Genomic DNA, 25,898 nt, shown 5'->3' with positions numbered 1-25,898 from the left:
GGCAACTTCCTCCGCTATTTTGCGCGATCATACTGAAGCAAACGTGAAACACAACAGGAAAGCGGACAGCCGGCGTCAGATCGCGTAAAATACTGGCTTTACCGGCAAACCGGCCCGCAATCTGAGACTCGAGTGTTATGTTACGTTTAACCGAAATTAAATTACCGCTGCAGCATCAGGATGAACAGGCTGAATTGCGCGCAGCCATTCTGGCCAAACTGGGCATCAGCGACAGTGATTTAAACCATTTCAGCGTGTTTAAACGTGGCATTGACGCCCGTAAAAAATCTGATATTCAACTGATTTATACCCTGGATCTGGACGTTGCCGGCGAAGCGGCACTGCTAAAACGTTTTCAGAAAGATCCGCATGTGTCGGTTGCGCCGGATACCCGTTATAAATATGTCGCGCCAATTCCTGCCGCCGCAGCTGAGAGACCAGTCGTGGTCGGCTTTGGTCCCTGTGGTTTGTTTGCCGCACTGATCCTTGCCGAAATGGGCTTAAAACCTATAGTGTTAGAGCGCGGTAAAGCCGTGCGCGAGAGAACCAAAGATACCTTTGGTTTTTGGCGTGGCCAGGCTTTGAATACCGAATCCAATGTGCAGTATGGCGAAGGCGGCGCCGGTACCTTTTCCGATGGCAAGCTGTATAGCCAGGTTAAGGATCCGAAACACTATGGCCGCAAGGTGCTGACCGAGTTCGTTGCCGCCGGGGCACCGGACGAAATACTCTATGTCAGTAAGCCGCATATCGGTACTTTTAAATTGGTGTCGATGATTGAAAAGATGCGCGCCAAAATCACCGAGCTGGGTGGTGAAATTCGCTTTAGTACCCGGGTCGATCAGCTGCATATCAATAACCAGCAACTGGAAGGGGTGACGCTGCATAACGGCGACTACCTGCCCTGCCGGCATCTGGTGCTGGCCGTTGGCCACAGTGCCCGCGATACTTTTCAGATGCTGTACGATGCCGGCGTCTATATTGAAGCCAAACCCTTTTCGGTTGGCTTTCGGATTGAGCATGAACAATCCCTGATTGATGAATGCCGCTGGGGGCCAAATGCCGGCCACCCTATTCTCGGTGCTGCCGATTATAAGCTGGTGCATCATTGTCAGAATGGCCGTACTGTCTACAGTTTCTGTATGTGCCCGGGCGGTACTGTAGTTGCTGCTGCGTCCGAAGAGGGCGGCGTGGTCACCAATGGAATGAGTCAGTATTCCCGCCACGAGCGTAATGCCAATAGCGCAATAGTGGTGGGCATTGATCCGGAACGTGACTATCCGGGCCACCCGCTGGCTGGTATCGATTTACAACGTAAACTGGAACGTGCAGCCTTTGAGTTAGGCGGGGCCGACTACCATGCACCGGCACAGCTGATTGGCGATTTTCTTGCGGGTAAATCCTCTGCCGAGTTAGGTGAGGTTAAGCCCTCTTACACGCCGGGGATCCGGCTTACCGATCTGTCTGCGGTATTGCCCGACTTTGCTATCGCCGCCATCCGCGAAGCCATCCCGGCTTTTGATAAGCAGATTAAAGGTTTTGCCAAAGCGGATGGCTTACTGACCGGCGTGGAAACCCGCACCTCATCACCGATTTGTATTAAACGCGGCAAAGATTTCCAGAGCCTGAACGTGCGCGGCCTCTACCCCGCCGGTGAAGGCGCCGGTTATGCTGGCGGTATTTTATCTGCCGGCATTGACGGCATAAAGGTAGCCGAAGCGCTGGCACTGGATTTACTGCAGCAAAGTACCGCATCAGCCTGATTCGGATTTAAGTAAGAATTAGGGCGGTAAATATTTTTTATTCGCCCTCTTGTTAATTGCTGCAAAACTGGCCATTATCACTTTAGTAGTAGTAAAAGGGTCGTCGTATAGACTATGCGTTGGTTTAATCTGTTTATCGCGGTGTTTTATCTGAGCCTGTTGGTGACAACAGACGCAGGTATTACCCATGACAGCAGATTATCGCCGTTAGCTGATAGTCCTTATCAGGCATTACATGCTGAAAGTAGTCATCTGGGTCAAAGCAAGAGCAGTAATGAGCAGGAGCCAGATGAACCCGACAGCCTGAACGCAACTGTAAAAGTGCCTGGCCAAAGTCTGCTACCTACTCTTAACTCGCTGTATCAAACTCCCTGGTTATCACATCGTAGCAGCCCGGATAGCGCCCGCGCACCACCCGTAGTTTAATCGCACTTAACATCAGCTCGTTTTATTTGTTAATTCCGGCGCGGCCTCTGCGTGCCTATTAGTGTGAGAAGCTATTATGAAAACTTTATCATTATTTAATTTAGATGCTGTTGATCAATTAATCCAACCAACCGATTTTACCGAAACCTCGCTGAATTCACCGGCGCTAAGCGTGTTAAGTGACTTCAAACATAACCAGCCAACGATGATCGAGGGCAATACCTCGGCCACGCAGGCGCTGCAAATGATGCAGCTGGAACACTGTCAGTTAAAACTGGTAGTCGATGCCGACGAGCGGATGCTCGGTCTAATCCATATCGAGCAACTGTCTGAACAGGCATTATTGCGGCAGGTTATTCAGGGTAATAGCCGTGATGAAATCAAGGTACGGGATCTGATGCGGCCACGTGAGCGCATCAAGGCGCTGGCTTATCAGCAACTACAAAACTGCACCATCGCCGACGTGGTCAATACCCTGCAATCGAATGGCGAGGCCTTTTGTCTGGTGGTGGACCGCGATAACCATCAGATCCGTGGCGTGATCCATGCGCAGGAGCTGGCACGGCGCTTACATATGCCGTTAGCTATCCGCCAGCAACCGACTTTTTTGCGGATCTTCGATAGTTTAACCGCTTAACCTTTCAGGTCTGCGGGCTGCTGTGTTACTCCGAGCATGGTGGCCCGCTTTTTTGTTGCCCTAAGCTGAAAGCTCTCGCTATTATAGCGGCATGCAGCACACTTCCCGCCCCCCACGCCAATACTATCGAAATGGTCCACCGCATCGCAGTGGTGCCGACGTCAGCTTTGCCGATTTGGTAACGATTTTTGGCTTTAACAGCATTCATATTGGTCGCTGGGTGACCGCAGCAGAACAACAACAAGCGGCTAATTTATTCTTTGATGCCTTTGCCGATTTGCAACAATTGCTGCAAGTCCCGGCCGAGGTGATTTCACTGCGCGGTAATCTGGCGTTAACTTTTGGTATTGGTGGCCAACCCGGAGTTTGCGCATTTTATCAACCCAAAGGGCGGATCCTGGCGCTGGCCAAAAATGCCGGCGGCGGCAGCCTGGCTCACGAGTGGATGCATGCTTTTGATCATTATATTGCGCAGAAAATGTTTCAGGGCGAGGTTAGCACCGGTCAATTTGCCAGCCGCACCTGGCTAACACAGCAGCCAATAAAAGCGCATCCCCTCAATGCTTTGTTAGACCAGGCTTTTACAAAACTCTTTGTTAGTGATGATGGTTGTGATGTCAGCGACTTTTTTCAGCATTGCCGAAGTCTGGACCAAGCCGCAGCGCGACTTTATTTCAGCTTGCCGGAAGAGATGACGGCCAGAGCATTCGAGAAAGTATTACAGAGCCAGTCACTGAAAAATAGTTTTCTGGTAGCGGGCACCCAGCAAACTGCTGCTGCCCGCGCAGGGGTTTACCCTGAACCGCAATTAACCGCTGAGCTCGGACAATTATGGCTGGGTTATTTCCGTCTATTAGGGCAACAACTACAAACCGTTTAGCCCTGAATACAGCGGTTACCACCGAGCTGCTTGGCGCGATACATCGCCTGATCGGCCATTGCAAGTAACGGCTCTGTGTTTAGTGTCGCCGCTGCAGCACATACCACACCGATACTTGCCGTGATCGTCAGGCTGTGCGACGGTAATTGAAAGGAGGTGCTAAAACTCTGACGGATCTTTTCCGCCGCTACGGCGGCCTGCTCTGCCGAGTCAACTTCACTCAACAAAATCACAAACTCATCGCCACCAAAGCGCGCGACAGTGTCGGCCTGACGTACATTCTGGATTAAGCGTTGCGCAACCTGTTGTAATAAATCATCACCAACGCTATGACCGAACTGATCATTCACCGGTTTAAAACCGTCCAGATCGAGATAACAAATGGCCAACTGACACTGATGCCGCTGTGCCTGTGCCATGGCTTGCCGGCAACGATCGTAAAACAGCTCCCGCTTGGGTAAGCCGGTTAGCTCATCATACAATGCGGAATGTTGCAGCCGCGCCAGCAACTCTTTCCGCTCAATCGCTACCGCCATATGCTGTGCCACGAAATCCAGTAAATCGGCATCCGCATGATGTGATACGGCAGTTTGTGCTGAAACTAAGATCACCATAGCGCCTAGCACGTTGGTGTGCGAGATCAGCCGCACCCCCAACCATAAATTATGGTCTGCACGTTTACGGATCAGCGGCAATGAGGCTGGTCCCCTGTCCTGCAACAGCTGATTACAAAGCTCGGTTGCTTCCGCAGCACTCTGCGTATCCCCCTCAGGTAGATACTGATAAGCTAAATTGATACTGCCGGCAACCGTGCGGCGGGCAATGACACAGGCCTGGATCGGCATTAACTGCTGTACAATTTGCAACAGCTGCCGGTATAGATCCTGCAAATTCTCGGCAGCAAAAGCCGCCTCGGAAATAGCATAGAGCGCATGCTGGCGGCTCTCCGCCAATTTTAACCTGGTAATATCACGCGCCACGGCGACCCGCTGCTGCTTATCTGCCGACCAGCGTGCTGACCATAGCAAATGTACAATCTGGCCATCTTTGCGTAGGTAGCGGTTTTCGAAATCGGTCTTGATTTGCCCGGTATTGATGGCCTGCGCCGCGGCCAGCGTCTTAGGAATGTCATCCGGATGGATAAAGTCCAGCATACTCCGGCCAAGCATCTCACTGGCCGGGTAACCAAAGATCCGCTCTGCACCTGAGCTTAAAAACTGAAAATGCCCATCGCGATCCACAGCACAAACTGCATCCAGTAACACATCTATGTATTCGCCTAAAGCGTGGCATAACGAAGCTGGCATGACTGTATTTTTACAATTTAAGAAGTGTCAGAACTTAACAATAGTCCATTTTTACTAGTAGAATCCAGCTTTAACTACCTAAGCCAAAGAAAAATTGTTAACGGGAGCCGTGTCGTAAACGACTAATCAGCCGTTCAGTATTGCGCCACACTAAAGCGTAGATCGTCAGCTGCGGGTTAGCCCCCAGGCTGGTTGGCAATACCGAGCCATCAAAAATCGACAGGTTTTGCAGTTGATAATGCTGACCATCGGCATTCACTACGCCCAGCCGCTCATTAGCCGCCATATTACAGCCCCCCATCACATGAGCCGACACCACCGTTTGTAATAACGGACGCATTGCTAGCTGGGCGATCGCGCTTTTTGCCTCGGCCCAGCTTTGGTATTGCTGCGCCTGATGATGAATGGGCAATACCGCTTTGGCACCAGCAGCAAATTGTAGCTCAGCCATCGATAACAGCGCACGACGCATACCCTGCCATAAATAGTCACTGATCGGATAATCCAGCAGCGGTTGCTGCTGCGCATCCAGGCTAACACTGCCGCCCTGACTTTGTGGATGAAAGCCATCGCGCAGTAAAGCGATAGTAACTTGTAACTGATTGAACTGCTGCATCAAGGCAGCATGGGCCTGAGCCTGGCCAGTCAGCTTGGTTGCCATCAGTACCGGGTGCAGCGGGGGCACTTCCAGCTTGTAACCCGCCTGCCCGTCGCTGGGCCAGACAAATTGATCGGAATAGATACTTTGCGGCGCACCGGCATGGCCGTTAATGTCCTCATTAAAGACCGCGCCGGAGATCACTGTCGGATGCAAATAGGTATGTTTACCCAGACGGCCTGAAGGATCCGGTACTTTGGAGCGTAACAGTAACGCCGGCGAGCCGATGGCGCCGGCGGCGACAATAAAGTGTTTGGCCTGAATACGGACCTGTATTTCAGCGCGCGGATGGAAAAAGCGATCGACCGGCACCGCAGTAAGACTTTGCACCTGATTGCCCTGCCAGTGTAGCTGCCGCACCGAAAGCCGCGAGATCAGCCGGGCGCCCTGCGTCAACGCACTGGGAATGGTACTGACTAACATCGATTGCTTGGCATTGATCGGGCAGCCCATGCCGCAATAGCCAAGGTTGGCGCAGCCGTTGACATTACGGTCGATCACCGTATATTCCCATCCCAGACGCTCGCAACCTTGCTGTAATTTGGCATTGTTTGCATTGGGCGGCACCGGCCAGCGGTGGATATTTAACCGCTGCTCAGCCAAAGCAAAATAAGGACTTAACCTATTGTCACCGCTAAAGTCGAGGCCAAACTCCGTTTGCCAGTAGCTGAGTGTTGGCTGAGGGGTGCGGATTGAGGTTGTCCAATTCACGGTGGTTGAGCCACCTACAGTGCGGCCCTGCAGAATACCAATCGCCTGATCGCGGGTTTTACGCCCCGCTGCTTCCTGATACAGCTGCGGATAGGCCCAGCGCTCTTCCATGACAAAATCATCGCGATCATAGTAGGCGCCCTCTTCCAGTAACAATACCTGCAAACCGGCCTTAGCCAGTAACTCCGCGGCAATACCGCCACCGGCGCCGCTACCAATGATGACTACATCGGCGCTAAATTGCTGATCGGCGGTAAATTGACTGGCGTCCAGATGTTGCGGTGACTGCTTAGCCATTAACGGAACCTCGGTGCAGTATAATTGAGGGTGGCCCAGTGCTCAGGCTGACTGTAGTAGGCAGCAAATAACAATTCGCGTAAACCATGGTAAGCTTGCTGCAATACGCCAAGGTAGCTATCACGCCAGCGGGCAAATAACGTCAGCCGTTGTGGCAGACTCAGCTCAGCCAGCGGCAACCAGTGGCCGCTTAGCGCCAGCCGGCCCAGTCGCTGTGCCAGTAAATTAAATAGCAGTTGTAGTTCTTGCTGCTGGCGTAGCGGCAAAAATGCCAGGCTGTCGTGCACCGCCGCGATAGTCCGGCTAATGGCGGCGTCAGACTCTGCCGGCGCTGTGGGTAAAGCACCGTATAATAAGGCCGGTAGCAAGGCGGCGAGGACCAGCTCAGAATTAGCCGTGTCATCACTGTTTAGCAGCTGATAACCGTTAACTCCCAGCGTTGCGGTGGTGCCAAGCGCCAGGCCTGACAGGATAAATTGGCGGCGATTCATCGTTATTCTTTTTTTGGAAGCCTTAGGCCACATTCTTTCTCAGGAGCGGTTATTTTGCAAGCACAGCTCGGACCAGCCAGTCATCATCTTCATGCCACCAGCTTTAGCGCGCCGTGGTGGCTACGTAATGCTCATCTGCAAACTATTTTTGCTAAGTATTTAAGTCCAAAGCAACAGGTGCCAACCTACCCGGAAATGTTAGCCTTGCCCGATGGTGATGAACTGCAGCTCAACTGGACCGAACAACTGCCAGCCACTGAGCAAAGACCGCTGCTGGTGATCCTGCATGGGCTGGCCGGTGATCTGCACAGCCACTATATTCAGGGGCTGCTGGCCGAAGTAACGCGCCGTAAGCTGCCAGCGGTAGTGATGCATTTTCGTGGTTGCCATGGCCAACCGAACAAGCTGCCACGGGCCTATCACAGCGGTGATACTGCCGATATTGGCTATTTGCTAAGCCAACTACAACAGCGTTTTCCGGCGATGCCTCTGACCGCAGTTGGTTTTTCCCTGGGTGGTAATGTGCTGGTAAAATACTGTGGTGAGCAAGCTAGTGCTAATCCGCTACGCGCCGCCGTCGCCATCTGCCCGCCACTGGATCTGGCTGCCTGTGCCAAACGCATTAATCAGGGCCTGAGTAAAATTTACCAGCGCTACTTGCTGGAGCGCTTAAAACGGCAAACCCTGGCCAAGCTGGCACAGTTCCCGGATTTTCCGCTCCAGCTGACGCCAGCTCAGGTGCGGCAATTTAACAGTATTGCCGAATTCGACCAGCATTATACTGCGCCGATCCATGGCTTTCGCGATGCCGCTGACTATTACCAACGCGCCAGCGGCAAAGCCTGGTTAACAGCGATCACCATCCCAACGCTGATTATTCATGCCAGTGACGATCCCTTTTTAAGCGATGCCGTGATCCCCTCCCCGGCTGAGCTGAGCCCGCAGGTGGAATACCGGCTCAGCCGCCACGGTGGCCATGTCGGCTTTGTCGGCGGCAAGCATCCGTTTCGTACTGAGTTTTGGCTGAATCAACAGATCTGTGACTATCTGCAGCAATGGGCGTAACCGTTAGTCAAATAAGCTTCATCTGGCTGTCATACCCCGGACATCTACCCGGCCGATGCTATCAGTGCATTCAGCTGCCGGGGATAGCCAATGTTAAATTGCAATACCATCTTCCTGTCTGATATTCATCTGGGCTGTAAAGATTGTCAGGCCGAGTATCTGCTGCATTTTTTGCAGCAAACTGAAGCCAACACCATTTATCTGCTGGGGGATATTGTTGATCTTTGGGCCATGCAGCGTCAGGTACACTGGCCACAGGCGCAGAATCAGGTGGTACAACTGCTGCTGCAAAAAGCCGAGCAAGGTACTAAGGTCGTATATATTCCCGGTAACCATGATGAGGCGATGCGCCTATATCGTGGCAAGTTGTTTGGCAATATTAAAGTGCAACTCAGAGGCGAACATACCACGGCGCTGGGTAAAAAACTATTACTGCTCCACGGTGACGAATTCGATAAAGAGGTCAGCTTTGGTCCGCTGCAAAGCTGGCTCGGTGATAACCTCTATGATTTGTTGCTGTTTCTGAACCGCTGGTACAACAGAGTACGCCGTGTAACCGGTGGTCGTTATTTTAGTCTGGCGGCCTATATTAAAAGCCGGGTACCGGGAGCCTTAAAAGCCATCGGCCGTTACCGCCAGGCTGCGATAAAAAAGGCCAAACGGGGCGGCTACGATGGCGTGGTCTGTGGTCATATCCATCACCCGGAGCTGACCCTGGAAGATGGCATTATTTACTGTAATGACGGTGACTGGATTGATAGCTGCACTGCCCTGCTGGAGCACAGCGATGGCAGCCTGGCGCTGTATCATTGGGCCGAGCAAGCCGAATGTCTTGCCGCGCTGCCGCTGCAGCCGTTACTCAGTAAAAAAGTCGCCTGAATATGGCAATAAACACCTATAAAAAACGCCCCGACTCAGCGGGGCGTTTTGCTATGCAGGGCTCGCTTTTAACTTACAGCTGAGGCCCGGCCGCAACCAGAGCTTTACCCTCGTCATTATCGGTAAACTTAACAAAGTTATCGATAAAACGTTTGGCCAGATCTTTGGCTTTGACTTCCCAGTCTGCTGCGTTGGCGTATGTTGCACGCGGATCCAGGATACCGTCATCGACATCATGCAGATGAGTTGGGATTGCCAGGTTAAAATACGGCAGCTGCACAAATTCGGCGTTCTCGATGCTACCGTCCAGGATGGCGTCAATAATGGCACGGGTGGCTTTAATGGATACACGTTTACCTGTGCCATTCCAACCGGTATTGACCAGATAAGCTTCAGCACCAGCGGCTTCCATCCGCTTACCTAACACTTCCGCATACTTGGTTGGGTGCAGGCTTAAGAAGGCGGCGCCAAAACAGCTGGAGAAGGTTGGCGTAGGTTCAGTAATACCACGCTCAGTACCGGCCAGCTTGGCCGTAAAACCAGACAGGAAGTGGTATTTAGCCTGCTCTTTGGTTAACTTCGATACCGGCGGTAATACCCCAAAGGCATCAGCAGTCAGGAAAATGACTTTCTTGGCATGACCGGCTTTCGACACTGGGGTGACGATATTGTCGATATGGTAAATCGGGTACGACACCCGGGTATTTTCCGTTTTCGAGCCATCGTTAAAATCAATTTTACCATCTGCCAGCACGGTAACGTTTTCCAGCAGGGCGTCACGACGGATCGCGTTATAGATATCCGGCTCGTTTTCTTTCGACAGGTTAATGGTCTTGGCGTAACAACCACCTTCGAAGTTGAACACGCCATCATCATCCCAGCCGTGCTCGTCATCACCAATTAACTGCCGCTTTGGATCGGTCGACAGGGTAGTTTTACCGGTACCCGACAGACCGAAGAATACCGCCACGTCGCCGTCTTTACCGACGTTAGCAGAACAATGCATCGAAGCGATGCCTTGCAGTGGCAGGAAGTAGTTCATCATTGAGAACATACCCTTCTTCATTTCGCCGCCGTACCAGGTACCACCGATCAGTTGAATGCGCTCGGTCAGGTTAAAGGCAACGAAGTTTTCTGAATTCAGGCCATGTTTCTGCCAATCCGGGTTAGTGCATTTGGCACCGTTCATCACGATAAAGTCTGGCTTATAGCTTTTCAGCTCTTCATTGGTAGGCCGGATAAACATATTTTTTACGAAATGCGCCTGCCAGGCGACTTCAGTAATAAAACGTACCGCTAAGCGGGTGTCGGCATTAGCACCACAAAAGGTGTCGACGACAAAGAGTCTTTTGCCAGATAACTGGCGGGTTACCAGTGTTTTCAGATCAGCCCAAACTTCCGGGGTGATAGCTTTGTTGTCGTTTTTGCCTTGATCAGACCACCAAACGGTATCCCGGGTGGTGTCATCACGCACAATGTATTTGTCTTTCGGAGAACGACCGGTAAAGATACCAGTATCAACTGATACCGCGCCAAGTTCGGTCAGCTTACCTTTTTCATAGCCTTGTAGGTCACTGCGGGTTTCTTCAGCGAACAGCAGCTCGTAAGATGGGTTATATACGATTTCCGTGACATCTGTGATGCCGTATTGGCCCAAATCCAGATCGGACATTTGTTAACTCCTAAGGGTACTGTAGGTAAGGGTGCAGTCTCTGACGGACTTAATTTAATGTTGCTCTTTGAACAAAGGGCGGTTCTCTGTTCAAAAAACACCCGCGCATCATAGCGTTTTTTCACGATAAAAGATACTGGGATTTGGCTAAGCGCCACTGATTGCGCGGCTTGTGGCCAGTTACTTAATTACTAAAGTTGGTAATTTTATTACAATTCGCGCGCAGTTTGCCGGGCTTTAATTAACTCCGGCCAGGGCTGTACTGCAGCTCCTATTACCATAAAATCAGGATTACCGAGGGTTTCCCTTTGGTTATAACTAAGGGGTGCAAACTGACTATCGAGGATTTTACCGCCGGCTTCTTCAACAATGACCTGCACCGCGCCGGTATCCCATTCACCAGTGGGTCCTAAGCGCAGATAACAATCTGCTTTGCCTTCCGCCACCAGACAACTTTTTAACGAGCAGCTACCTAAAGCAATAAATTCAGCATGTTCGGGTTGCTGTAATAACTCACTGATAAGCAGCCGGGGCTGACGCCGACTTACGGCGATACGCAAGGGTTGCTCAGGCTGATACTGATGAACCTGAATACGTTGTAGCAGATTACGTTGTTGTTTAAAGGCGCCATTGCCGCGAATGGCGTAATACAACAACTGTTCCTGAGGCCAGTAAATCACGCCCAGCGCTGGCCAGCCATGTTCCACCAACGCAATACTAACGGCAAAATCGCCACTACGGGCAACAAACTCCTGGGTACCGTCCATCGGATCGATCAACCAATAACGCGGCCAGTCATAACGCTGGGCTAAAGGAACTAAGTGAGTTTCTTCGGAGATAATCGGAATGTCCGGCGTCAGCTCACTGAGCCGGTCAATAATATGCTTATTAGCGGCCAGATCAGCCGTAGTGACCGGGCTGGTATCCTGCTTTTGTTGCTGGCTAAAGTCACCGCTTTGGTAAAGCTCCCATAAAATCGCACCGGCCTCACGGGCGGTGGTCTTCACTGGCTCCAGCAGTTTGCTTAAAAACATCCGGGTTGGCTTCCAAATAGTGTTGTGCCAGCAACAAGGCTGCCACGCTGCGCGCTTCGGTAAAATCTGCCTGTTGCAATAAAGCGGCTGACTCTTGCCGCGCCCAGCGCACCAGCTCCAAAGGTTCAGGTTCGTCACCAGCCTGTTGCTCAGCATAAAGATCAAAGGCCAGCACCAGATGCATTGTAGCATTAAAATAGCCAGGCGCTAAAGCCAGTGATTTCAGCTGTACAAAACGCCTGGCACCGAAGCCGATTTCCTCTTTTAACTCGCGATTGGCCGCAGTCAGAATATCCTCGCCCGGGTCAATTAACCCTTTCGGAAAACCCAATTGATAATCGTGGGTGCCGGCACAGTATTCGCGTACCAGATACAGGTGTTCCGGATCCGGACAGGCGATAATCATTACCGCGCCGCGGTTGCTACCGCGCATACGCTCGTAAATACGCTCTTCACCGTTGCTAAATCGCAGCTCCAGCTGCTCCACTTTAAACAGCCGGCTTTGCGCCACAATTTGTTGCGACAGAATTTCCGGTTTTTGTTTATCGTCTGTGCGCTGCGTCATCGGCTGCTCTCTGTTAAACTGCTTATCACTCTACTTGGTTAGCTACTATAAAGCGATTAACGGGAAAAGCCTATGCTGCAATGGTCAGAAATCGATACCGTACTATTGGATATGGACGGTACCCTGCTGGATTTACATTTTGACAATTATTTCTGGCAAGTACATTTGCCACAGCGCTGGGCCGAGTTGTCAGGCAAGAGCGCGGCGGAAGCCAGTGCTGAGCTGATGGCTGAATACGACCATCTGCAAGGCAAACTAGAATGGTATTGTCTGGATTATTGGGGTAAACGATTACAGTTACCGATCACCGAACTGAAACGTGAAATAATCCATAAAATTCAGATGCGCGACGATGTACCGGCATTTTTGACAGCCTTAAAGGCTACCGGCCGGCATGTCGCTTTAGTCACTAATGCTCATCCGGACAGTTTGTCGTTAAAACTGGAACGTACGGATCTGGCGAAATATATTGAACAGCTGATTTCAACCCACGAATTTGGCGTCACCAAAGAAAGCCAGCAGTTGTGGCATAAATTACAGCAGCGACTGAATTTCGATCCGGCACGCACGCTGTTTGTCGATGATAGCCTACCCATTCTGGAAGCCGCCCGCGAGTTTGGCATTAAACACCTACTCGGCGTGGCGAACCCGGATAGCCAGAAACCGGGTAATCATTACCATGGTTTTAGCATGATTACCGATTACCGCACTTTGCTGTCAGACATTTATCAAAGCCGCAATCAGCTCCCTGCTTCAGAAGTTTAGCCGATAACGCCCTTGTGCATCAGGTGTACCGACAAAACGCATCGCCTGATGCACCTCATCTGGCAGTTGTGCAGAGGGTTGTAGCGTGCCGCTTACTGTAAGCTGCCCTTGCTGATTGACGGTAGCTTCTATTGCCAAGGCTAAAATGTTAGCCGGATCAGTAGTCAACAGCGGCTGATTATTTTCACAACGCAGGCTGGCATGAAAATGCTCCAGGTTCAGCCAGGTACCAGTTGGTGGCTGTAAACGCGCATCTAACCAACTCGCACTGCCCGTAAGCTCGTGGCATTGTTGTTCCCGAATAACCAAGCGACTGACATCAAACAGCAAATTACCTTCTGCCTGTACCGGTAACGGCAGTTCCAGTAATGGCAGCACCGCCGGCACAGGCAGCCGCAACAGAGCGTCACGGACCTCGACTGCCACCGGCGATAAACGCAACTGCGCTTGCAGATAAGGCAGGTGCTGTTGTTGCATTGAGCCAGAATCCAACTGCAACTCGGCACGTAATAACAACAATGACCAGGGTTGCAACTGCCAGCGTAACTCTGCTAACTGCAACTGTTGATACTGCACTTGCTGGATCTGTCCCTGCCACAAGGTACCGGTTACCGGACCATGCTGGATGGCGGCGGGCAAGGGTAACAACCTGAACCACCAGGCTGCGGGCATCATGATAATCAGAAATACCAGATAAGCCAGACTACCCAGCAGCGCGAACTTCCAATACTTCTTCATACTACTCAATCACCATTCTGCGAACTCTGACCATACCGCTTTTATCTGTCGCCGCCAAATCGACCTGCACCAGCCGTACGCCATTCTGATAGTGCAATTGGTGCAACCATGGCAGTAATTGCTCGTAAGCAATATCTTCTAACACCAGTTGCAACTGTTCGCCTTGCGGCTGCATTCTGCTAACGCGAATATTGAAGGTCCTGGCGCTGTTACTGACAATTTGTGCCAGACTACCACCGGTTCGCTGCAACTCATTGCCCGCTTGTAATAAGATGGGCTTAGCTTGCTGCAGTGCCGCTAATTGCTGCTGTACCAGCTGTAAGGCCTGACTATTTTGTTGCCGCGCCTGATGAAGTGGCTGCCAGATTAGCCAATAAAACATCCCCAACGCTAACACCGGAATACAAATCAGCAACAGCCGCTGCTCACGTTGCGCCAGCTGACCCCACCAAATCAAGAGCCGTTGTTTCATACTTTACCCCGCATGACTACTGTACCCTGCACACGACTGCCGTCATTACTCAAGGCACCCTGTTCAACCACGTAGCCAGCTTGTTCCAGAGCATTTTTCAACTGTTCAAAGCTCTGAAAGCCACCGGCACTCGCCGAAAAACGCAGCTCCTGCCTTGCCGCATCGTAACGCAAAGAATCCAGCTTAATATCTGGCATGCTTTGTAATCGTTGTTGTAATGCCTGTAACTGCACAAAGAAGCTTTGCTCGCTACCTCCGGCGCCGACAGCCTGCAGCTTTTGCTGCAACTGACGGCTTAAATTAATAATCCGCTCGCCGGGGTAGAGCTGCAAATACTCATTTTGTAAATTGGCACGGGTCTCAGCCAGAGCCCGCTGTTGCTGCCAGACTTCCGCGGTCAATTGTGCTAAATACAATATCAGCACAGCGCCGCTGAGCAGTGCGGTTGAGCGCCATTGCTGCCAGGTTTTATTCTGCGGTTTCTTCGGCGTGTAGGTGCCTTGCAGCAGGTTAAAACTGGTAGTGGCTAACCCCCGGGCCAATAATGCCAGCGGTAACTCAGGTGAACCGGGTTTGACCGGATGGGCGAGCTGTTCTGGCCACGGACTGTAACTGGTCATTTCTGGCAAAGCCGCTAAACTGAGGTAGTCTGGCCACCAACTACTATCAACAGCCGTTGCCTGCCACGCATCTAAACGCAATAACCATTGCTGTTGCAGTTCAATGCAGGCAGGTAGTGACTCTGCGGGTAACAACAAGGCATCCGGAATCAGCCGGCTGACATTAAAGCCTGCTTGCTGCAGCCAGTCCAGCCACTGTTCCAATCGTTGCCGCTGACAAATCGCCACTTGCTGCCAATACTGTCCTTCGCGCTGTTCAACCTGGCCGACGGCGATAAAGAGCCGATCAATATCTTCGGCCTGCTCCTCCTCCAGCATAAAGGGTAATGCCTGCAACAGTTGCTTAGTTGGCTTGGCCGGCAAAGCGATAGTTTTTAATACCACATCTGCGGCTGGCACCAGGGCAATGACCGCTCTACGCCCCAAGCGTTCGGCTAATGCAGGTAATTGTTCAACTGCAGCCACTTCGCCACTGGCGATCACTTCTGCCGTCAACGGTGCCCACACCAACCAACTAATGCTTTGTTGTGGCTGACTACCAAGCCGGATTATTAATTGTTCATTCACCCCTGGCCTCCAAAACGCCGTGCCAACACCTTGATTGCATCATTTTCTTCTCGTTTAAACAGCGTCGTCTGCCGGAACCCGGCTTCCAGATAAGCGGTTGTTGCCTGCAACCGAAAATAGTTGGAACGGACACTGAGTATTGCCTTGGCTTCATCTGTTACTGTTATACCGGAAAGTGCTGTGCTTTGCAGAAAGCTTTCTACATCGGCATAACCTTCTTCGGGCCTTTCCAACACCAGCTCCTGAGCTTGCGCTTCGGTCAGCTCAGGTATCAGTGCTTGCAACAATACCGCTGTCTGCTCCGTCAGCGTATTCACATTCAACAGCCAACTGTCTGTTTCCGGTAGCACACAGATATAAGGTTGTAACAACTGGTAGTCTGCCGGCGTCAGATCCAGCATCAAACGCAGTTCAGTCTCTGATACCATTAAACTGTTAGCGGTATAATACGGAAACTGCAGCGAGGCATAATCATCTTGTTCAGCGCCACCGGCTGAATTCAATATGCCATCTTCATCCAACCAGTCGCTGAGCCTGGCTGTCAGGTACTCAGCCGGCATACTGAGCTCGCTACCTATTTGCTCCAATAACCGCTGAAAACTTTGCTGTGCCAACGTTTGTTGCTGACCCTTGCTGCGGTCGGGCTGTTTTTGCAAGGCGTTTAAATTAAAACAGCTGTTCAGGTCATTAATTTCACCCGCAATCTGGCCATCTTCTACCATAAAACTGGCACCCTGTTGCGCCCAATCCTGCCCCAAATGCACCACCTGCTGCCCCGCTAACGAGCGTTGTAATAACACCCGGGCAAAAGCCTCGGCGCCCATGGCGTACCAAAATGCCTGTTGCTGTTGCTGAATATTTTGCTGCCGTTGTAGTTGCAATTGTAAGCGGCCACTCATTTCGACAGCTAATACCACGACTATCGCTACAATCATCAGCACCGTAATTAAGGCTGCACCAGCTTGAGTGCGGATCGGAGGCGGGCTTGTGTTCATCCCTCAACTCCACGCCATAACGCATCAGGCAGTATAAAAACCCGCTCATATTCACCGCTACCCAGCTGGGTCAGTTGGATACGGATCGCTTGCGGAAAATATTGATGATGCCAACGCTCTTCCCATTTATCGTTGTACCAGTAAGACACCACAAAGGACTCGACATCGGTCAGCAAAATTTGTTGTTGCGGCGTACTGTCATTCACCGCATCCACATAAAGCGTAAACAGCCGTTGTAATTGACCATCCTGCAAACGATAAGCAACCGCTTGCAGTTCGCTACGCGGTAATAACATTCCTGGATTGCGCCAACCCTGACGGGTAAAACTCAGACCATGGTCTTCACTATCGAGCAAAAAGGGCTCACCCCATAAACGCTCTTGTTTTGGTGGATCACCTTCAATACGTACCCGTCTGGCGCTGATTTGCATCAAATCCCGCTCTAATAGCAACATGGTTTGTTGTAACTGACGTAAGTTTGTTAACCGCTGTTGTGATACCTCATCGCTCTGAGTCACATTCGATAAAATGCCAACTGAAGCTAAGCCAACCATCGCAAAAATTGCCGTCGCCAACAACATTTCCAGAAAGGTAAAGCCGTTAATTCGCTGCATCTGGCCGCCCGACGTAAGTTTTCAGCTGATAGACAATCTGCTCCGGAGCTTCTGCTGCTCTGACTGTCACCACTAATTCGCGCAAATCCTGATCCGGTACCACATTAGCCCGCAGTTGCCATTGCCAGTCGCGTTCACCTAAGCGGACTTCGCCCTGCTCCAGCTCACGCGGTGGCCAGCTGCGATTTATCTGCGCCAGCTGTAGTTGATTATTCGCCACCATACTCGCCAGTGTCAGTTCTTCCAATTGGGCAATGGCGCGTAAATGGCTGCCACTGGCTTGCAAGATGGCGGCACCGGCGGTAGCAAAAATAGCCAATGCAATAAGCACCTCAAGTAACGTAAAGCCGCGGCAGATTTTGCGCATCAATCCGCCTCACTATAACGCTGCAATGGCAGGCTAAAGTCGGTACCCAGTGTTACCTGCACTGGCGACAGTGACTGCTCGGTGCTGAAGGTTAAACGAAAGGGGCTGACTTCGCCGGATGACAAAATAAATACCTGTGGTAGCGGTGGCGGTGAGGAGGCTTCGGGTGATGTTGCAAGGTCTTCGGCTGCATCTTCCCACTCGAGCTGGCTCAATAAACTCTGTTCCTCACCTGGCAGCCCCTCCAGTTCCACTGTCAGGGTAATACCCTCAGGTAAGGTATAGGCTTTGGCTGCGGCAGGTTGCTGTGCCCATTGCCAACCATCGGCCTGATAGTAGACAAAAGCGTATTGACCGGCGGCAACCACCAGCCCCCATTCCTGCTGCCTTAATTGTGCGGAGTCGGCAATAAACTGAAACACTTGCGAAAAACGCAATACCTCTTTTTCCAGACGTTGCTCGGGGCTATTACCGCTAAAATTAATGACGACTGCACTGGCTAGGATCCCAACCAGTAGCAGCACTAACATCACCTCCAGTAGCGTAAAGCCCCGAGCTCTCTGCATTAATTCGCACCTGAGCCTTCCGCGTCCAGGTTCCAGTTGCCGATGTCATCATCAGTACCAGCGACCCGGTCAGGACCTTTGCTGAACACATCAATACGGCCCATCTGCCCTGGGCTGACCAGAATATATTCTTCACCCCAAGGGTCCTTTGGTAAGCGACGGATAAAACCGCCTTCCGGGAATACCCGTGGTACCGGCTGAGAGCTGGGTGCTGTCACCAAAGCTTCCAGGCCCTGCTCAGTAGTTGGGTAGAAGCTATTGCGTAAGCGGTACATATCAAGGGCACTTTCCAGCTGCTGAATATCCACCACCACTTTCTGCCGGGCAGCCTGCTCCTGATTACCCATCAAGTTAGGTACCACCATACTGGCAATAATACCCAGGATTACAATAACGACCATCACTTCCAGTAAGGTAAAACCCTGTTGTTTCTGCCTTAACATTTTAACCACCTACCATATTGTTTAACGCTAAAATCGGCTGCAGAATCGCTAAGACGATAAATAACACCATCCCGGCCATCACTGCGACTAATACTGGTTCAAACACTTTCAACGATACCTTAACCAGTGTTTCAAATTCTGTGTCCTGGGCATTGGCGGCCCGCTCTAACATTGCATCGAGCTGGCCACTTTTTTCACCGCTGGCAATCATATGCAGCATCATTGGTGGAAACAGTCGACTTTGCTCCAGTGCACTTTTTAAAGAAGCCCCCTCCCGCACCCTGGCTGTTGCCTCTGCCAGAGCCTGCCGCATATAACTATTACTCAACACGTCTGAACTGATCCGCATCGCTTCCAATAGCGGCACTGCGCTGGCATTCAGAATACTTAAGGTGCGGGCAAAGCGGGCGGTATTTAAGCCTCTTGCGACCTTGCCAAACAGACCGCTGCGCAATATCAGCTGGTCCCAGTGCAAGCGCAATGCGGGTTTTTGCAACGCCCGTTGCCAAAACACCAGCGCCAACAACAGAGCAATCAGTACTAAGACACCATATTGGCGTAAAAAATCGCTGGCGGCGATTAAGAATAGTGTTGAGCCGGGTAACGACTCGCCCATATGCTCAAACTGCACGACAATCTTAGGCACAACAGCAGCCAGTAGAATGCTGATCACCAATATTGCAAAACCGGTAAGGATTAACGGATACAGCATAGCTTGCAGGATCTGGCTGCGCATATATTGCCGCTGCTCGGTGTAATCGGCCAGGCGGTTCAGTACTTGCTCCAGATGCCCGGCTTTCTCACCTGCGGCAACCATTGAGCGGAATAAATGATCAAACACGTGGGGAAACTCTGCCAAACCTTCAGCCAGACTGTAGCCTTCCACGACCTTAGAACGAACAGCCATCAGCATATTTTTCAGCCGCGGCTTTTCGCATTGCTCGGCCACGGCCAAAATCGCACTTTCGATCGGCAGGGCCGCCTCAACGAGCGTAGCTAATTGCCGGGTAATGAGCGCCAGCTCAGCCGCAGAAATTCGCCGGCGTAACCACACCGACTGAGTGGCCAGGCGCTTTTCTTGTTGTGACGCCAGCTCTACGGCGAGCGGTGTTAGCTTACGTTCGCGCAGGATTTGCCGGGCATGCCGGGCATTATCTGCCTCTAACACGCCTTTGTTTTTTTTCCCCTGACTATCCAGAGCCTGAAATTCAAAGGCTGCCATTACAGATCCTCACGGGTGACCCGTAATACTTCCTCCAGCGTGGTAAAACCCGCCAGCACCTTACTAAAACCATCCGCTCTGATACTGGGACACTGCGCACGGGCGTATTTTTCTATCGCCTGCTCACCCTTACCGTTGTGGATCATTTCGCGCATTTGTTCGTCTACCACGATCAGCTCGTGAATACCTGTCCGGCCACGATAGCCAGTATAATTACACTGCTCACAGCCCACCGCACGATAAATCAGGCCACCCTCTTTCTTAGTGATCCCCAACAGGTGTCGCTCTTCCTTATCGGGTTCATGGGCGGCTTTGCAGTGCGGACACAGAGTTCTGACTAAACGTTGCGCCAATACACCGAGCAAACTCGACGACAACAGAAAGGCTTCGACGCCCATATCTTCCAAGCGGGTTATTGCGCCGGCAGCGGTGTTGGTGTGTAAGGTCGATAACACCAGGTGGCCGGTTAAACTGGCCTGCACCGCAATTTGCGCGGTTTCCAGATCACGGATTTCACCAACCATAACCACGTCCGGATCCTGTCGCAAAATAGCCCGCAGGCCACGGGCAAAGGTCATATTGACCTTGGTATTGACCTGCGTCTGGCCAATGCCTTCTAATTCATATTCAATCGGATCTTCGACCGTCAGAATATTGCGATCTTTAGTGTTAATCTCGGTCAGGCCGGCATACAAAGTGGTACTTTTACCGGAACCGGTAGGGCCAGTGACCAGAATAATGCCATGTGGCTTTAAAATCAGTTGCGAGAATTGCTGCTGGACGCCACTGGTCATACCCAGATCGGCCAAATTCAGATGTGAATTGTTTTTATCCAGTAAGCGCAGCACTACCCGCTCACCATGGCTGGATGGCATAGTTGAGACCCGCACATCGACAGCGCGACCCGCTATCCGCAGGCTGATCCGGCCGTCTTGCGGCACCCGCTTCTCGGCGATATCCAGCTTCGCCATGACCTTAATCCGCGATACCAGTAAGCTGGATAAGCGACGATTCGGCCGCAGCACTTCCCGCAGCAGACCATCGACCCGGAAGCGGACGACTAATGCCTTTTCAAAGGTTTCGACATGAATATCCGAGGCCCCAAGCTTGATGGCTTCACCGAGCATGGCATTGATCAGCTTAATAATCGGCGCATCATCCTCGTTTTCCAGCAAATCTTCGGTTTCCTGGATATCCTCCGCCAGCGACACTAAGTCGACTTCGTTGCCGATATCTTCCATCAACTGCTGCGCTTCGCTGGAATCACGCTGATAAGAAGCCTCTAACAGCGCCTCAAATGCCTGGGCATCTAACCGCTGTACCTGAAACGGCTCGGCAAGTAAACGCCGAACTTCCAGCAGTGCTTGTGCTGAGGTTGCCGGCTGAGTGTACAGCATCCAGCCTGTAGCCTGCTGCTGTAACAACACACCAAAACGTTTGGCGAAGCCAAAAGGCAGGCGAATCCGCGGGCTCACCGGCTGAATCGGTTGCTCTGCACTCTCGCTCATTGCACTGTCGATCATGGTTGCTGCTGCCCCTGCGGCTGCACTTGCGGCTCTTGCTGTTGCATAAACTCTTCAAAACTTGGCGGCAACTTCAGTGTATCGTCCCACTCCGGCAATACTGCCTGCGGCGTGTTTGGCATCAACCGAATGCCTTCTTCGTCACGTTTCAGCTGTTCTGCCCGGATATAGTTATACTTTTGTTTACTAATACCACTGATTGCACTGCCGTCACGCACGATACTGGCTTTAATAAAGACCATCAGATTACGCTTACGTTTGCTGACGCTGGTAGATTTAAACAGATGGCCCAATACCGGAATATCACCCAGCAATGGCACCTTAGATTCACTTTCCTGAACGTCCTCGTCAATCAGGCCACCCAGTACGATGGTCGCACCATCATCCGCCATCACTGTGGTTTTAATTTCACGCTTATTGATCGTGATATCAACTGCGGTGGCACCGCCAATGCTGGAGACTTCCTGCTCGATCACCAGTTGTACCGCATCGCCTTCGTTAATTTGCGGTGTGACTTTTAACTTGATACCTACTTCCTGCCGCTGTACCTGCTGGAATGGGTTGGTATTGTCTGAGCCCAATGACGAGCCGGTAATGATTGGCACTTCCTGACCGACCAGGAAAATCGCTTCCTGGTTATCCATAGTGGTGATATGGGGTGTTGCCAGTACGTTTGAGTTGGTACTGGTGCGAACCGCTTGCAAAATCGCGGCCCAATTACCGTTGTAAAACCCTAACAGCGCACCATTAAGCCCCTGTAGCGCGTCTGCCAGTTTAGAATAATCCCGGTTAGAGTCAGGTGTGACCGTTGTGGTTTGTCCGCCACTCGGGTTAGCTACTATGGTCTCGGTGCCGCGGGTAACCTGCGACGCGGCAGCTGCCCCAGCGGCAACGTTTAGAATAGGAATGGTATTACCGCCGGTAAAGTTGGTACCGCCACCATTTTCATTCAGCCACTGCACACCAAAGTCTGTACCATTGCCATCAAAGACTTCAACGATAATCGCCTCGACCAGAACCTGAGCGCGGCGGATATCTAACTGGCGCACCACTTCTTCCAGCGAACGCATCATATCCGGCTGGGCAGTAATCACTAAGGAGTTACTGTCCGGATGCGCTTCGATACTAATCGCCCGGCCAGCATTACGCCGTGGTGCTTGCTGACCGCCGGCCTGCTGTGCACCCTGAGCTTCGGCAGCGATAGAGTCACTGACCCCTTTTAATACCGGCACCAAATCTTCTGCCTTGGCGTATTTGAGGTACATTACCCGGGTATTACCATTGGTTTGCAATTCGGCATCCAGACGACGGGCTAATTCGATGACCCGCTGCCGCGCCTGGGCTTCACCGCTGACGATCACGCTATTGGTGCGTTCGTCGGCGACAATCCGCGGCACCAGAAAATCAGGTTGCTCGCCCCGACTCTGACCACGGTAGATGCTTTCCAGGATACGAACAATTTCTGCCGCAGACGCAAAGTTAAGTTTTAAAATTTCCAGTTCCTGGTCGCCGGCTTTGTCTACGCGCTGGATAATATCTACCAAGCGGTTTACCAGGGCGGCCGGACCGGTCATCATAATGACGTTGGACGGGTCGTAGTTCACTACATGGCCGCCACCACCCTGGTTAACAAACTGACGTAATAACGGCGCGAGTTCACGTACCGAGACATTGCGCACCGGAACGACCCGGGTCACCATCTCATCACCGTAACCCGGTGCGTCATCGCCGACCACCGGAATATTTGACGTTTTGGCGTCTTTATCACGCACCACTTTTAAAATACCACTGTCCATCTCGACAATTGCAAAGCCGTACACCTGTAATACGTTAAGGAAAAACTGGTAATACTGCTCTTCGGTCAGCATATCGTAGCTACGGACATTAATCCGGCCGCGCACCTGAGGATCAACGATAATGGTTTTTTTCAGGTTCATACCGACGATATTAATAAATTCATTAATATCGGTGCCTTTGAAATTCGGAGAGTAGCGGACTTCGTTGTCTGCCAGCACGCTGAAGCTAAGTAGTGCTGCCAGCAACAGGCTGGCCAGAGTACGCGGCTTCGCAACAGAGAGAAAAGCTGATTTCATGAGAGATTAACCAATTCTTATCGTTATATTACTGTGACAGACTAAACAGAATATCTCTGATTTCGCCATCGCGTTCAATCTTTAATGTCGCTTCGGTGGCTTCACGCAGATCATTAATTACCCGCATCGCCTGCTGCATATCATTCAGGGGTATACCATTGATCTCGATGGCAAGATCATTTTGCTGCAATCCCATCTGGGCAAAGACAGCTGCATCTTTACCAGGCATCAGCCGATAACCCACCAACTGGCCATCACGCTGTACCGGTGAGACTCTGACATAGTCGAAAAATTTCATTGGTTCAGCCAGAATTTCATCCCGTCTGGCCTGCACGTCAGGATTAATGACCCCACTGGCGATAGGTTCAGCCAGCACGATAGGTTCTTCCGCGGCAACCACATCACCCGGGTTATCGCTCTGACCCAAACCGGCATTCGCCTGGGCAATACGGGTAAATTCAACACCGTCCAGCATCAGGGTTTCAAAACGGCCATTTTGCTCTAGCAGTACGCGATCCTCTAATACCTGATGCAATTTAGCACGGGTACCGTCCAGCGTATCGCCGACTGCATAGGTCGCTTCGGCACCGCGATGCTCGATAATAGCGCTGCCGGCATCCGGCCGGTTAGGTACAGCCACCAGCCCGGTCAACTTAACATTTAATTGGGTTTTCGGCGCTTCGGTAATGGCGACAGTACTGGTACTGGCAACCGGCTCTGCCTGTAGCGTACCGAATAATGCATGTTGTAGCAGGTCGTTAAGCTGAACGCCTGCCGTTCTGTTCGTCGTCAGACTGACTGACGTAATAGCCGGCAATGCTTGCTGCGCCGGCAACGGCAACACCTGCCAGCTCAGACGCGCTAACATAAATGCTGCTAGTATCACCAGCAACCATTGCAAAGGTCTAATTAACGCCAATACCGGCAGCTGTTGTAATGAGATCCAGAATGCTGCCAATTTTGGCGATAAGGTAACGCTCATAGTTATAATCTTTATCCAAGCTTAAAAGCATCTTACTTAGGAACGCTAAGTACAACAAGCTTTGCTCAAGCCTTTTACAACAAACTAACGATAAAAAGCCCGGGAACTGTAAGCCAAAACGTACTTTTGCACTATAATGCAGGGTCTGGGCATATTACAGGAAAACTATGACAGTTTTAGCAACCCCTGCACAGGGCTCGACAGTAGGTATTCGCCTCGATAAATGGCTATGGGCCTGCCGCTTCTACAAAACACGAGGCCTGGCCAAAGACATGATTGAAGGCGGTAAGGTGCATTATAACGGCCAGCGATGCAAGCCGAGTAAGGTGGTGGAACCCGGCGCGACGATCCGTTTGGCACAGGGGTCAGACGAAAAGATTGTCGTTGTATTGGCGCTCAGCGACAAACGGCTTGCTGCACCGCTGGCACAACAGTTGTATCAGGAAACCGCCGAAAGCCTTGCCGAGCGACAAAAACGCGCCGAGTTACGGAAAACCAACTCCCTGTATGCGCCCCATCCGGAAACGAAACCGGATAAAAAAGAACGCCGACAATTACTTTTATTAAAATCACAGCAGTGAGAACTTCAGCATGTCAGATGCATTAATCCGTTTTTTATTTCAGCAAAAGCATGTCCGGGGCGAGCTGGCCTATGTGCAGCAAAGCCTGAATCAAATGCTTGAACATCACCAATATCCGCTACCGGTGAAACAACTACTCGCTGAGTTAGTGGTTGCAACCAGTCTGCTTACCGCTACCCTGAAGTTTGAAGGCGAAATAGCAGTACAATTACAAGGCGATGGTCCGGTACGCTTTGCTGCGGTAAATGGTACTCACGCTCAGGCTTTCCGGGGCGTGGTTCGCTTGCAAGCCGAGCTGACGGGGGAAAGTTTTCGTGAGCTGGTCGGTAATGGCTATCTGGTGGTGACCATTACGCCAAATCAAGGTGAGCGCTACCAGGGGATTATTCCGTTAACCGGTGATAGTCTGACCTCAACGCTGGAAGCGTATTTCGCGCAATCAGAACAGCTACCGACCCGCTTATACATTTTCACTGACATCCAACAACATAACCGCGCTGCAGGCTTGATGTTGCAGGTGTTGCCGGTAGAGCAGGAAAAAGCCCGGCAGGATTTTGCGGATTTGGTGGTACTAAGCGATACCATCACTGCGGCAGAGTTGCTGGATCTGGAACCCGAGGTCGTGCTGCACCGCTTGTTCCATCAGGAATCGGTTGAAGTGTTTCCAGCGCAAAACATTAGCTTTGTCTGCGGTTGCTCCAAGCAAAAATGTGAATCGGCGTTATTTAGTCTGGGACGGGCTGTAGTGGCTGAACAACTGGCTCTGGGTGGCTTAGACATGGCCTGTGAATATTGTAATGCGTCATATCACTTTAGTGCGAATGACTTACAACTGATTTACGACCAACTTTAAAGTCTACACTTAATTATTCTGACTTAAGTGTGAAAAGCTAAAAACGAGCTATAAAAAAACCACCGTCGAAGCGGTGGTTTTTTGCTTTGCTACAGCCCACGACAGTGGGCTG

At 51.4% G+C, this 25,898-nt stretch carries 27 protein-coding genes; 9 read left to right on the top strand and 18 right to left on the bottom strand.

Translation table 11 applies throughout. From position 1 onward, the window contains the following. The first annotated feature begins 137 nt into the window (after positions 1 to 137). The 4 genes from AGRI_RS11990 to AGRI_RS11975 all read left to right on the top strand — a co-directional run bounded on the left by AGRI_RS11990 (position 138) and on the right by AGRI_RS11975 (position 3,706). The gene (locus AGRI_RS11990; protein ID WP_008985201.1) at positions 138 to 1,763 is read left to right on the top strand and encodes an NAD(P)/FAD-dependent oxidoreductase; all 1,626 of its coding nucleotides are present in this window, start codon (positions 138 to 140) and stop codon (positions 1,761 to 1,763) included. A gap of 114 nt (positions 1,764 to 1,877) precedes the next feature. Then, positions 1,878 to 2,189 carry a hypothetical protein gene (locus AGRI_RS11985; protein WP_008985200.1) on the top strand — a complete coding sequence of 104 codons (312 nt, stop codon included), beginning with the start codon at positions 1,878 to 1,880 and terminating at the stop codon, positions 2,187 to 2,189. Positions 2,190 to 2,265: 76 nt separating this feature from the next. Beyond that, positions 2,266 to 2,826: a CBS domain-containing protein gene (locus AGRI_RS11980; RefSeq protein WP_008985199.1), complete on the top strand. Its 561-nt coding sequence runs from the start codon at positions 2,266 to 2,268 to the stop codon at positions 2,824 to 2,826. Positions 2,827 to 2,917: 91 nt separating this feature from the next. Beyond that, positions 2,918 to 3,706, top strand: coding sequence for a CLCA_X family protein (locus tag AGRI_RS11975; RefSeq protein ID WP_008985198.1), 789 nt, complete (start codon positions 2,918 to 2,920; stop codon positions 3,704 to 3,706). Here AGRI_RS11975 and AGRI_RS11970 read toward each other — a convergent pair. From AGRI_RS11970 to AGRI_RS11960, 3 genes are all read right to left on the bottom strand, one after another. Beyond that, positions 3,703 to 5,013, bottom strand: coding sequence for a diguanylate cyclase domain-containing protein (locus AGRI_RS11970; protein ID WP_237713086.1), 1,311 nt, complete (start codon positions 5,011 to 5,013; stop codon positions 3,703 to 3,705). The genes AGRI_RS11975 and AGRI_RS11970 overlap by 4 nt on opposite strands. Before the next feature lie 97 nt (positions 5,014 to 5,110). Beyond that, a complete protein-coding gene (locus tag AGRI_RS11965; protein ID WP_008985196.1) occupies positions 5,111 to 6,679 on the bottom strand; it encodes a GMC family oxidoreductase in 1,569 nt (522 codons plus the stop codon). Beyond that, complete coding sequence (locus tag AGRI_RS11960; protein WP_008985195.1) at positions 6,679 to 7,170, bottom strand: hypothetical protein; 492 nt, start codon at positions 7,168 to 7,170, stop codon at positions 6,679 to 6,681. The genes AGRI_RS11965 and AGRI_RS11960 overlap by 1 nt, the downstream gene beginning before the upstream one ends. A gap of 54 nt (positions 7,171 to 7,224) precedes the next feature. On the opposite strand from AGRI_RS11960, the gene AGRI_RS11955 reads away from it, so the two are divergent. Together AGRI_RS11955 and AGRI_RS11950 are read left to right on the top strand one after the other, a co-directional pair. Beyond that, complete coding sequence (locus tag AGRI_RS11955; RefSeq protein ID WP_008985194.1) at positions 7,225 to 8,235, top strand: hydrolase; 1,011 nt, start codon at positions 7,225 to 7,227, stop codon at positions 8,233 to 8,235. Between the two features lie 90 nt (positions 8,236 to 8,325). Then, positions 8,326 to 9,114: a UDP-2,3-diacylglucosamine diphosphatase gene (locus AGRI_RS11950; protein ID WP_008985193.1), complete on the top strand. Its 789-nt coding sequence runs from the start codon at positions 8,326 to 8,328 to the stop codon at positions 9,112 to 9,114. 73 nt (positions 9,115 to 9,187) lie between these two features. Here the strand turns inward: AGRI_RS11950 and pckA are convergent, their stop codons facing one another. The 3 genes from pckA to nudE form a co-directional block, all read right to left on the bottom strand. Further along, positions 9,188 to 10,786 (bottom strand): phosphoenolpyruvate carboxykinase (ATP), encoded by a 1,599-nt coding sequence (gene pckA, locus AGRI_RS11945; RefSeq protein ID WP_008985192.1) that lies wholly within the window; start codon positions 10,784 to 10,786, stop codon positions 9,188 to 9,190. Between the two features lie 209 nt (positions 10,787 to 10,995). Beyond that, entirely contained in the window at positions 10,996 to 11,820 is an 825-nt protein-coding gene (gene cysQ / locus AGRI_RS11940) for a 3'(2'),5'-bisphosphate nucleotidase CysQ (RefSeq protein WP_008985191.1), read from the bottom strand. Continuing rightward, positions 11,774 to 12,385 (bottom strand): ADP compounds hydrolase NudE, encoded by a 612-nt coding sequence (gene nudE, locus AGRI_RS11935; protein WP_008950758.1) that lies wholly within the window; start codon positions 12,383 to 12,385, stop codon positions 11,774 to 11,776. The genes cysQ and nudE overlap by 47 nt, the downstream gene beginning before the upstream one ends. 72 nt (positions 12,386 to 12,457) lie before the next feature. On the opposite strand from nudE, the gene yrfG reads away from it, so the two are divergent. Then, entirely contained in the window at positions 12,458 to 13,150 is a 693-nt protein-coding gene (gene yrfG / locus AGRI_RS11930) for a GMP/IMP nucleotidase (RefSeq protein ID WP_008985190.1), read from the top strand. Here yrfG and AGRI_RS11925 read toward each other — a convergent pair. From AGRI_RS11925 to gspC, 12 genes are read right to left on the bottom strand one after another with little or no spacing between them, the layout of a single operon-like run. Beyond that, the gene (locus tag AGRI_RS11925) at positions 13,139 to 13,888 is read right to left on the bottom strand and encodes a type II secretion system protein N (protein WP_008985189.1); all 750 of its coding nucleotides are present in this window, start codon (positions 13,886 to 13,888) and stop codon (positions 13,139 to 13,141) included. The genes yrfG and AGRI_RS11925 overlap by 12 nt on opposite strands. Before the next feature lies 1 nt (position 13,889). Further along, entirely contained in the window at positions 13,890 to 14,360 is a 471-nt protein-coding gene (gene gspM, locus AGRI_RS11920) for a type II secretion system protein GspM (protein WP_008985188.1), read from the bottom strand. After that, on the bottom strand, positions 14,357 to 15,547 hold the full coding sequence (gene gspL / locus AGRI_RS11915) for a type II secretion system protein GspL (RefSeq protein ID WP_008985187.1): 1,191 nt from the start codon (positions 15,545 to 15,547) through the stop codon (positions 14,357 to 14,359). Before gspL ends, gspM begins: the two co-directional genes overlap by 4 nt. Continuing rightward, complete coding sequence (gene gspK / locus AGRI_RS11910; protein ID WP_008985186.1) at positions 15,544 to 16,542, bottom strand: type II secretion system minor pseudopilin GspK; 999 nt, start codon at positions 16,540 to 16,542, stop codon at positions 15,544 to 15,546. Before gspK ends, gspL begins: the two co-directional genes overlap by 4 nt. Further along, a complete protein-coding gene (gene gspJ, locus AGRI_RS11905) occupies positions 16,539 to 17,156 on the bottom strand; it encodes a type II secretion system minor pseudopilin GspJ (RefSeq protein ID WP_008985185.1) in 618 nt (205 codons plus the stop codon). The genes gspK and gspJ overlap by 4 nt, the downstream gene beginning before the upstream one ends. Next, positions 17,143 to 17,523, bottom strand: coding sequence for a type II secretion system minor pseudopilin GspI (gene gspI, locus AGRI_RS11900; protein WP_008985184.1), 381 nt, complete (start codon positions 17,521 to 17,523; stop codon positions 17,143 to 17,145). The genes gspJ and gspI overlap by 14 nt, the downstream gene beginning before the upstream one ends. Next, on the bottom strand, positions 17,523 to 18,089 hold the full coding sequence (gspH, locus tag AGRI_RS11895; protein WP_008985183.1) for a type II secretion system minor pseudopilin GspH: 567 nt from the start codon (positions 18,087 to 18,089) through the stop codon (positions 17,523 to 17,525). Before gspH ends, gspI begins: the two co-directional genes overlap by 1 nt. After that, on the bottom strand, positions 18,089 to 18,532 hold the full coding sequence (gene gspG, locus AGRI_RS11890) for a type II secretion system major pseudopilin GspG (protein WP_008985182.1): 444 nt from the start codon (positions 18,530 to 18,532) through the stop codon (positions 18,089 to 18,091). Before gspG ends, gspH begins: the two co-directional genes overlap by 1 nt. A gap of 1 nt (position 18,533) precedes the next feature. After that, positions 18,534 to 19,754 (bottom strand): type II secretion system inner membrane protein GspF, encoded by a 1,221-nt coding sequence (gspF, locus tag AGRI_RS11885; protein WP_008985181.1) that lies wholly within the window; start codon positions 19,752 to 19,754, stop codon positions 18,534 to 18,536. Then, positions 19,754 to 21,262, bottom strand: a complete 1,509-nt coding sequence (gspE, locus tag AGRI_RS11880; RefSeq protein WP_008985180.1) for a type II secretion system ATPase GspE — start codon at positions 21,260 to 21,262, stop codon at positions 19,754 to 19,756. Before gspE ends, gspF begins: the two co-directional genes overlap by 1 nt. 11 nt (positions 21,263 to 21,273) lie before the next feature. Further along, a complete protein-coding gene (gspD, locus tag AGRI_RS11875; RefSeq protein WP_008985179.1) occupies positions 21,274 to 23,370 on the bottom strand; it encodes a type II secretion system secretin GspD in 2,097 nt (698 codons plus the stop codon). 28 nt (positions 23,371 to 23,398) lie between these two features. Next, positions 23,399 to 24,352 carry a type II secretion system protein GspC gene (gene gspC / locus AGRI_RS11870; protein WP_008985178.1) on the bottom strand — a complete coding sequence of 318 codons (954 nt, stop codon included), beginning with the start codon at positions 24,350 to 24,352 and terminating at the stop codon, positions 23,399 to 23,401. Positions 24,353 to 24,519: 167 nt separating this feature from the next. Between gspC and hslR the strand changes: the two genes are divergently transcribed. Continuing rightward, positions 24,520 to 24,933, top strand: a complete 414-nt coding sequence (hslR, locus tag AGRI_RS11865) for a ribosome-associated heat shock protein Hsp15 (RefSeq protein ID WP_008985177.1) — start codon at positions 24,520 to 24,522, stop codon at positions 24,931 to 24,933. A gap of 10 nt (positions 24,934 to 24,943) precedes the next feature. Further along, positions 24,944 to 25,786, top strand: coding sequence for an Hsp33 family molecular chaperone HslO (hslO, locus tag AGRI_RS11860; protein ID WP_008985176.1), 843 nt, complete (start codon positions 24,944 to 24,946; stop codon positions 25,784 to 25,786). The last annotated feature ends 112 nt before the right edge of the window (positions 25,787 to 25,898 follow it).

Source organism: Alishewanella agri BL06 (assembly GCF_000272005.1).
GTDB classification, from domain to species: Bacteria; Pseudomonadota; Gammaproteobacteria; order Enterobacterales; family Alteromonadaceae; genus Alishewanella; species Alishewanella agri.
This window is presented reverse-complemented; position numbering and strand designations above follow the sequence as displayed.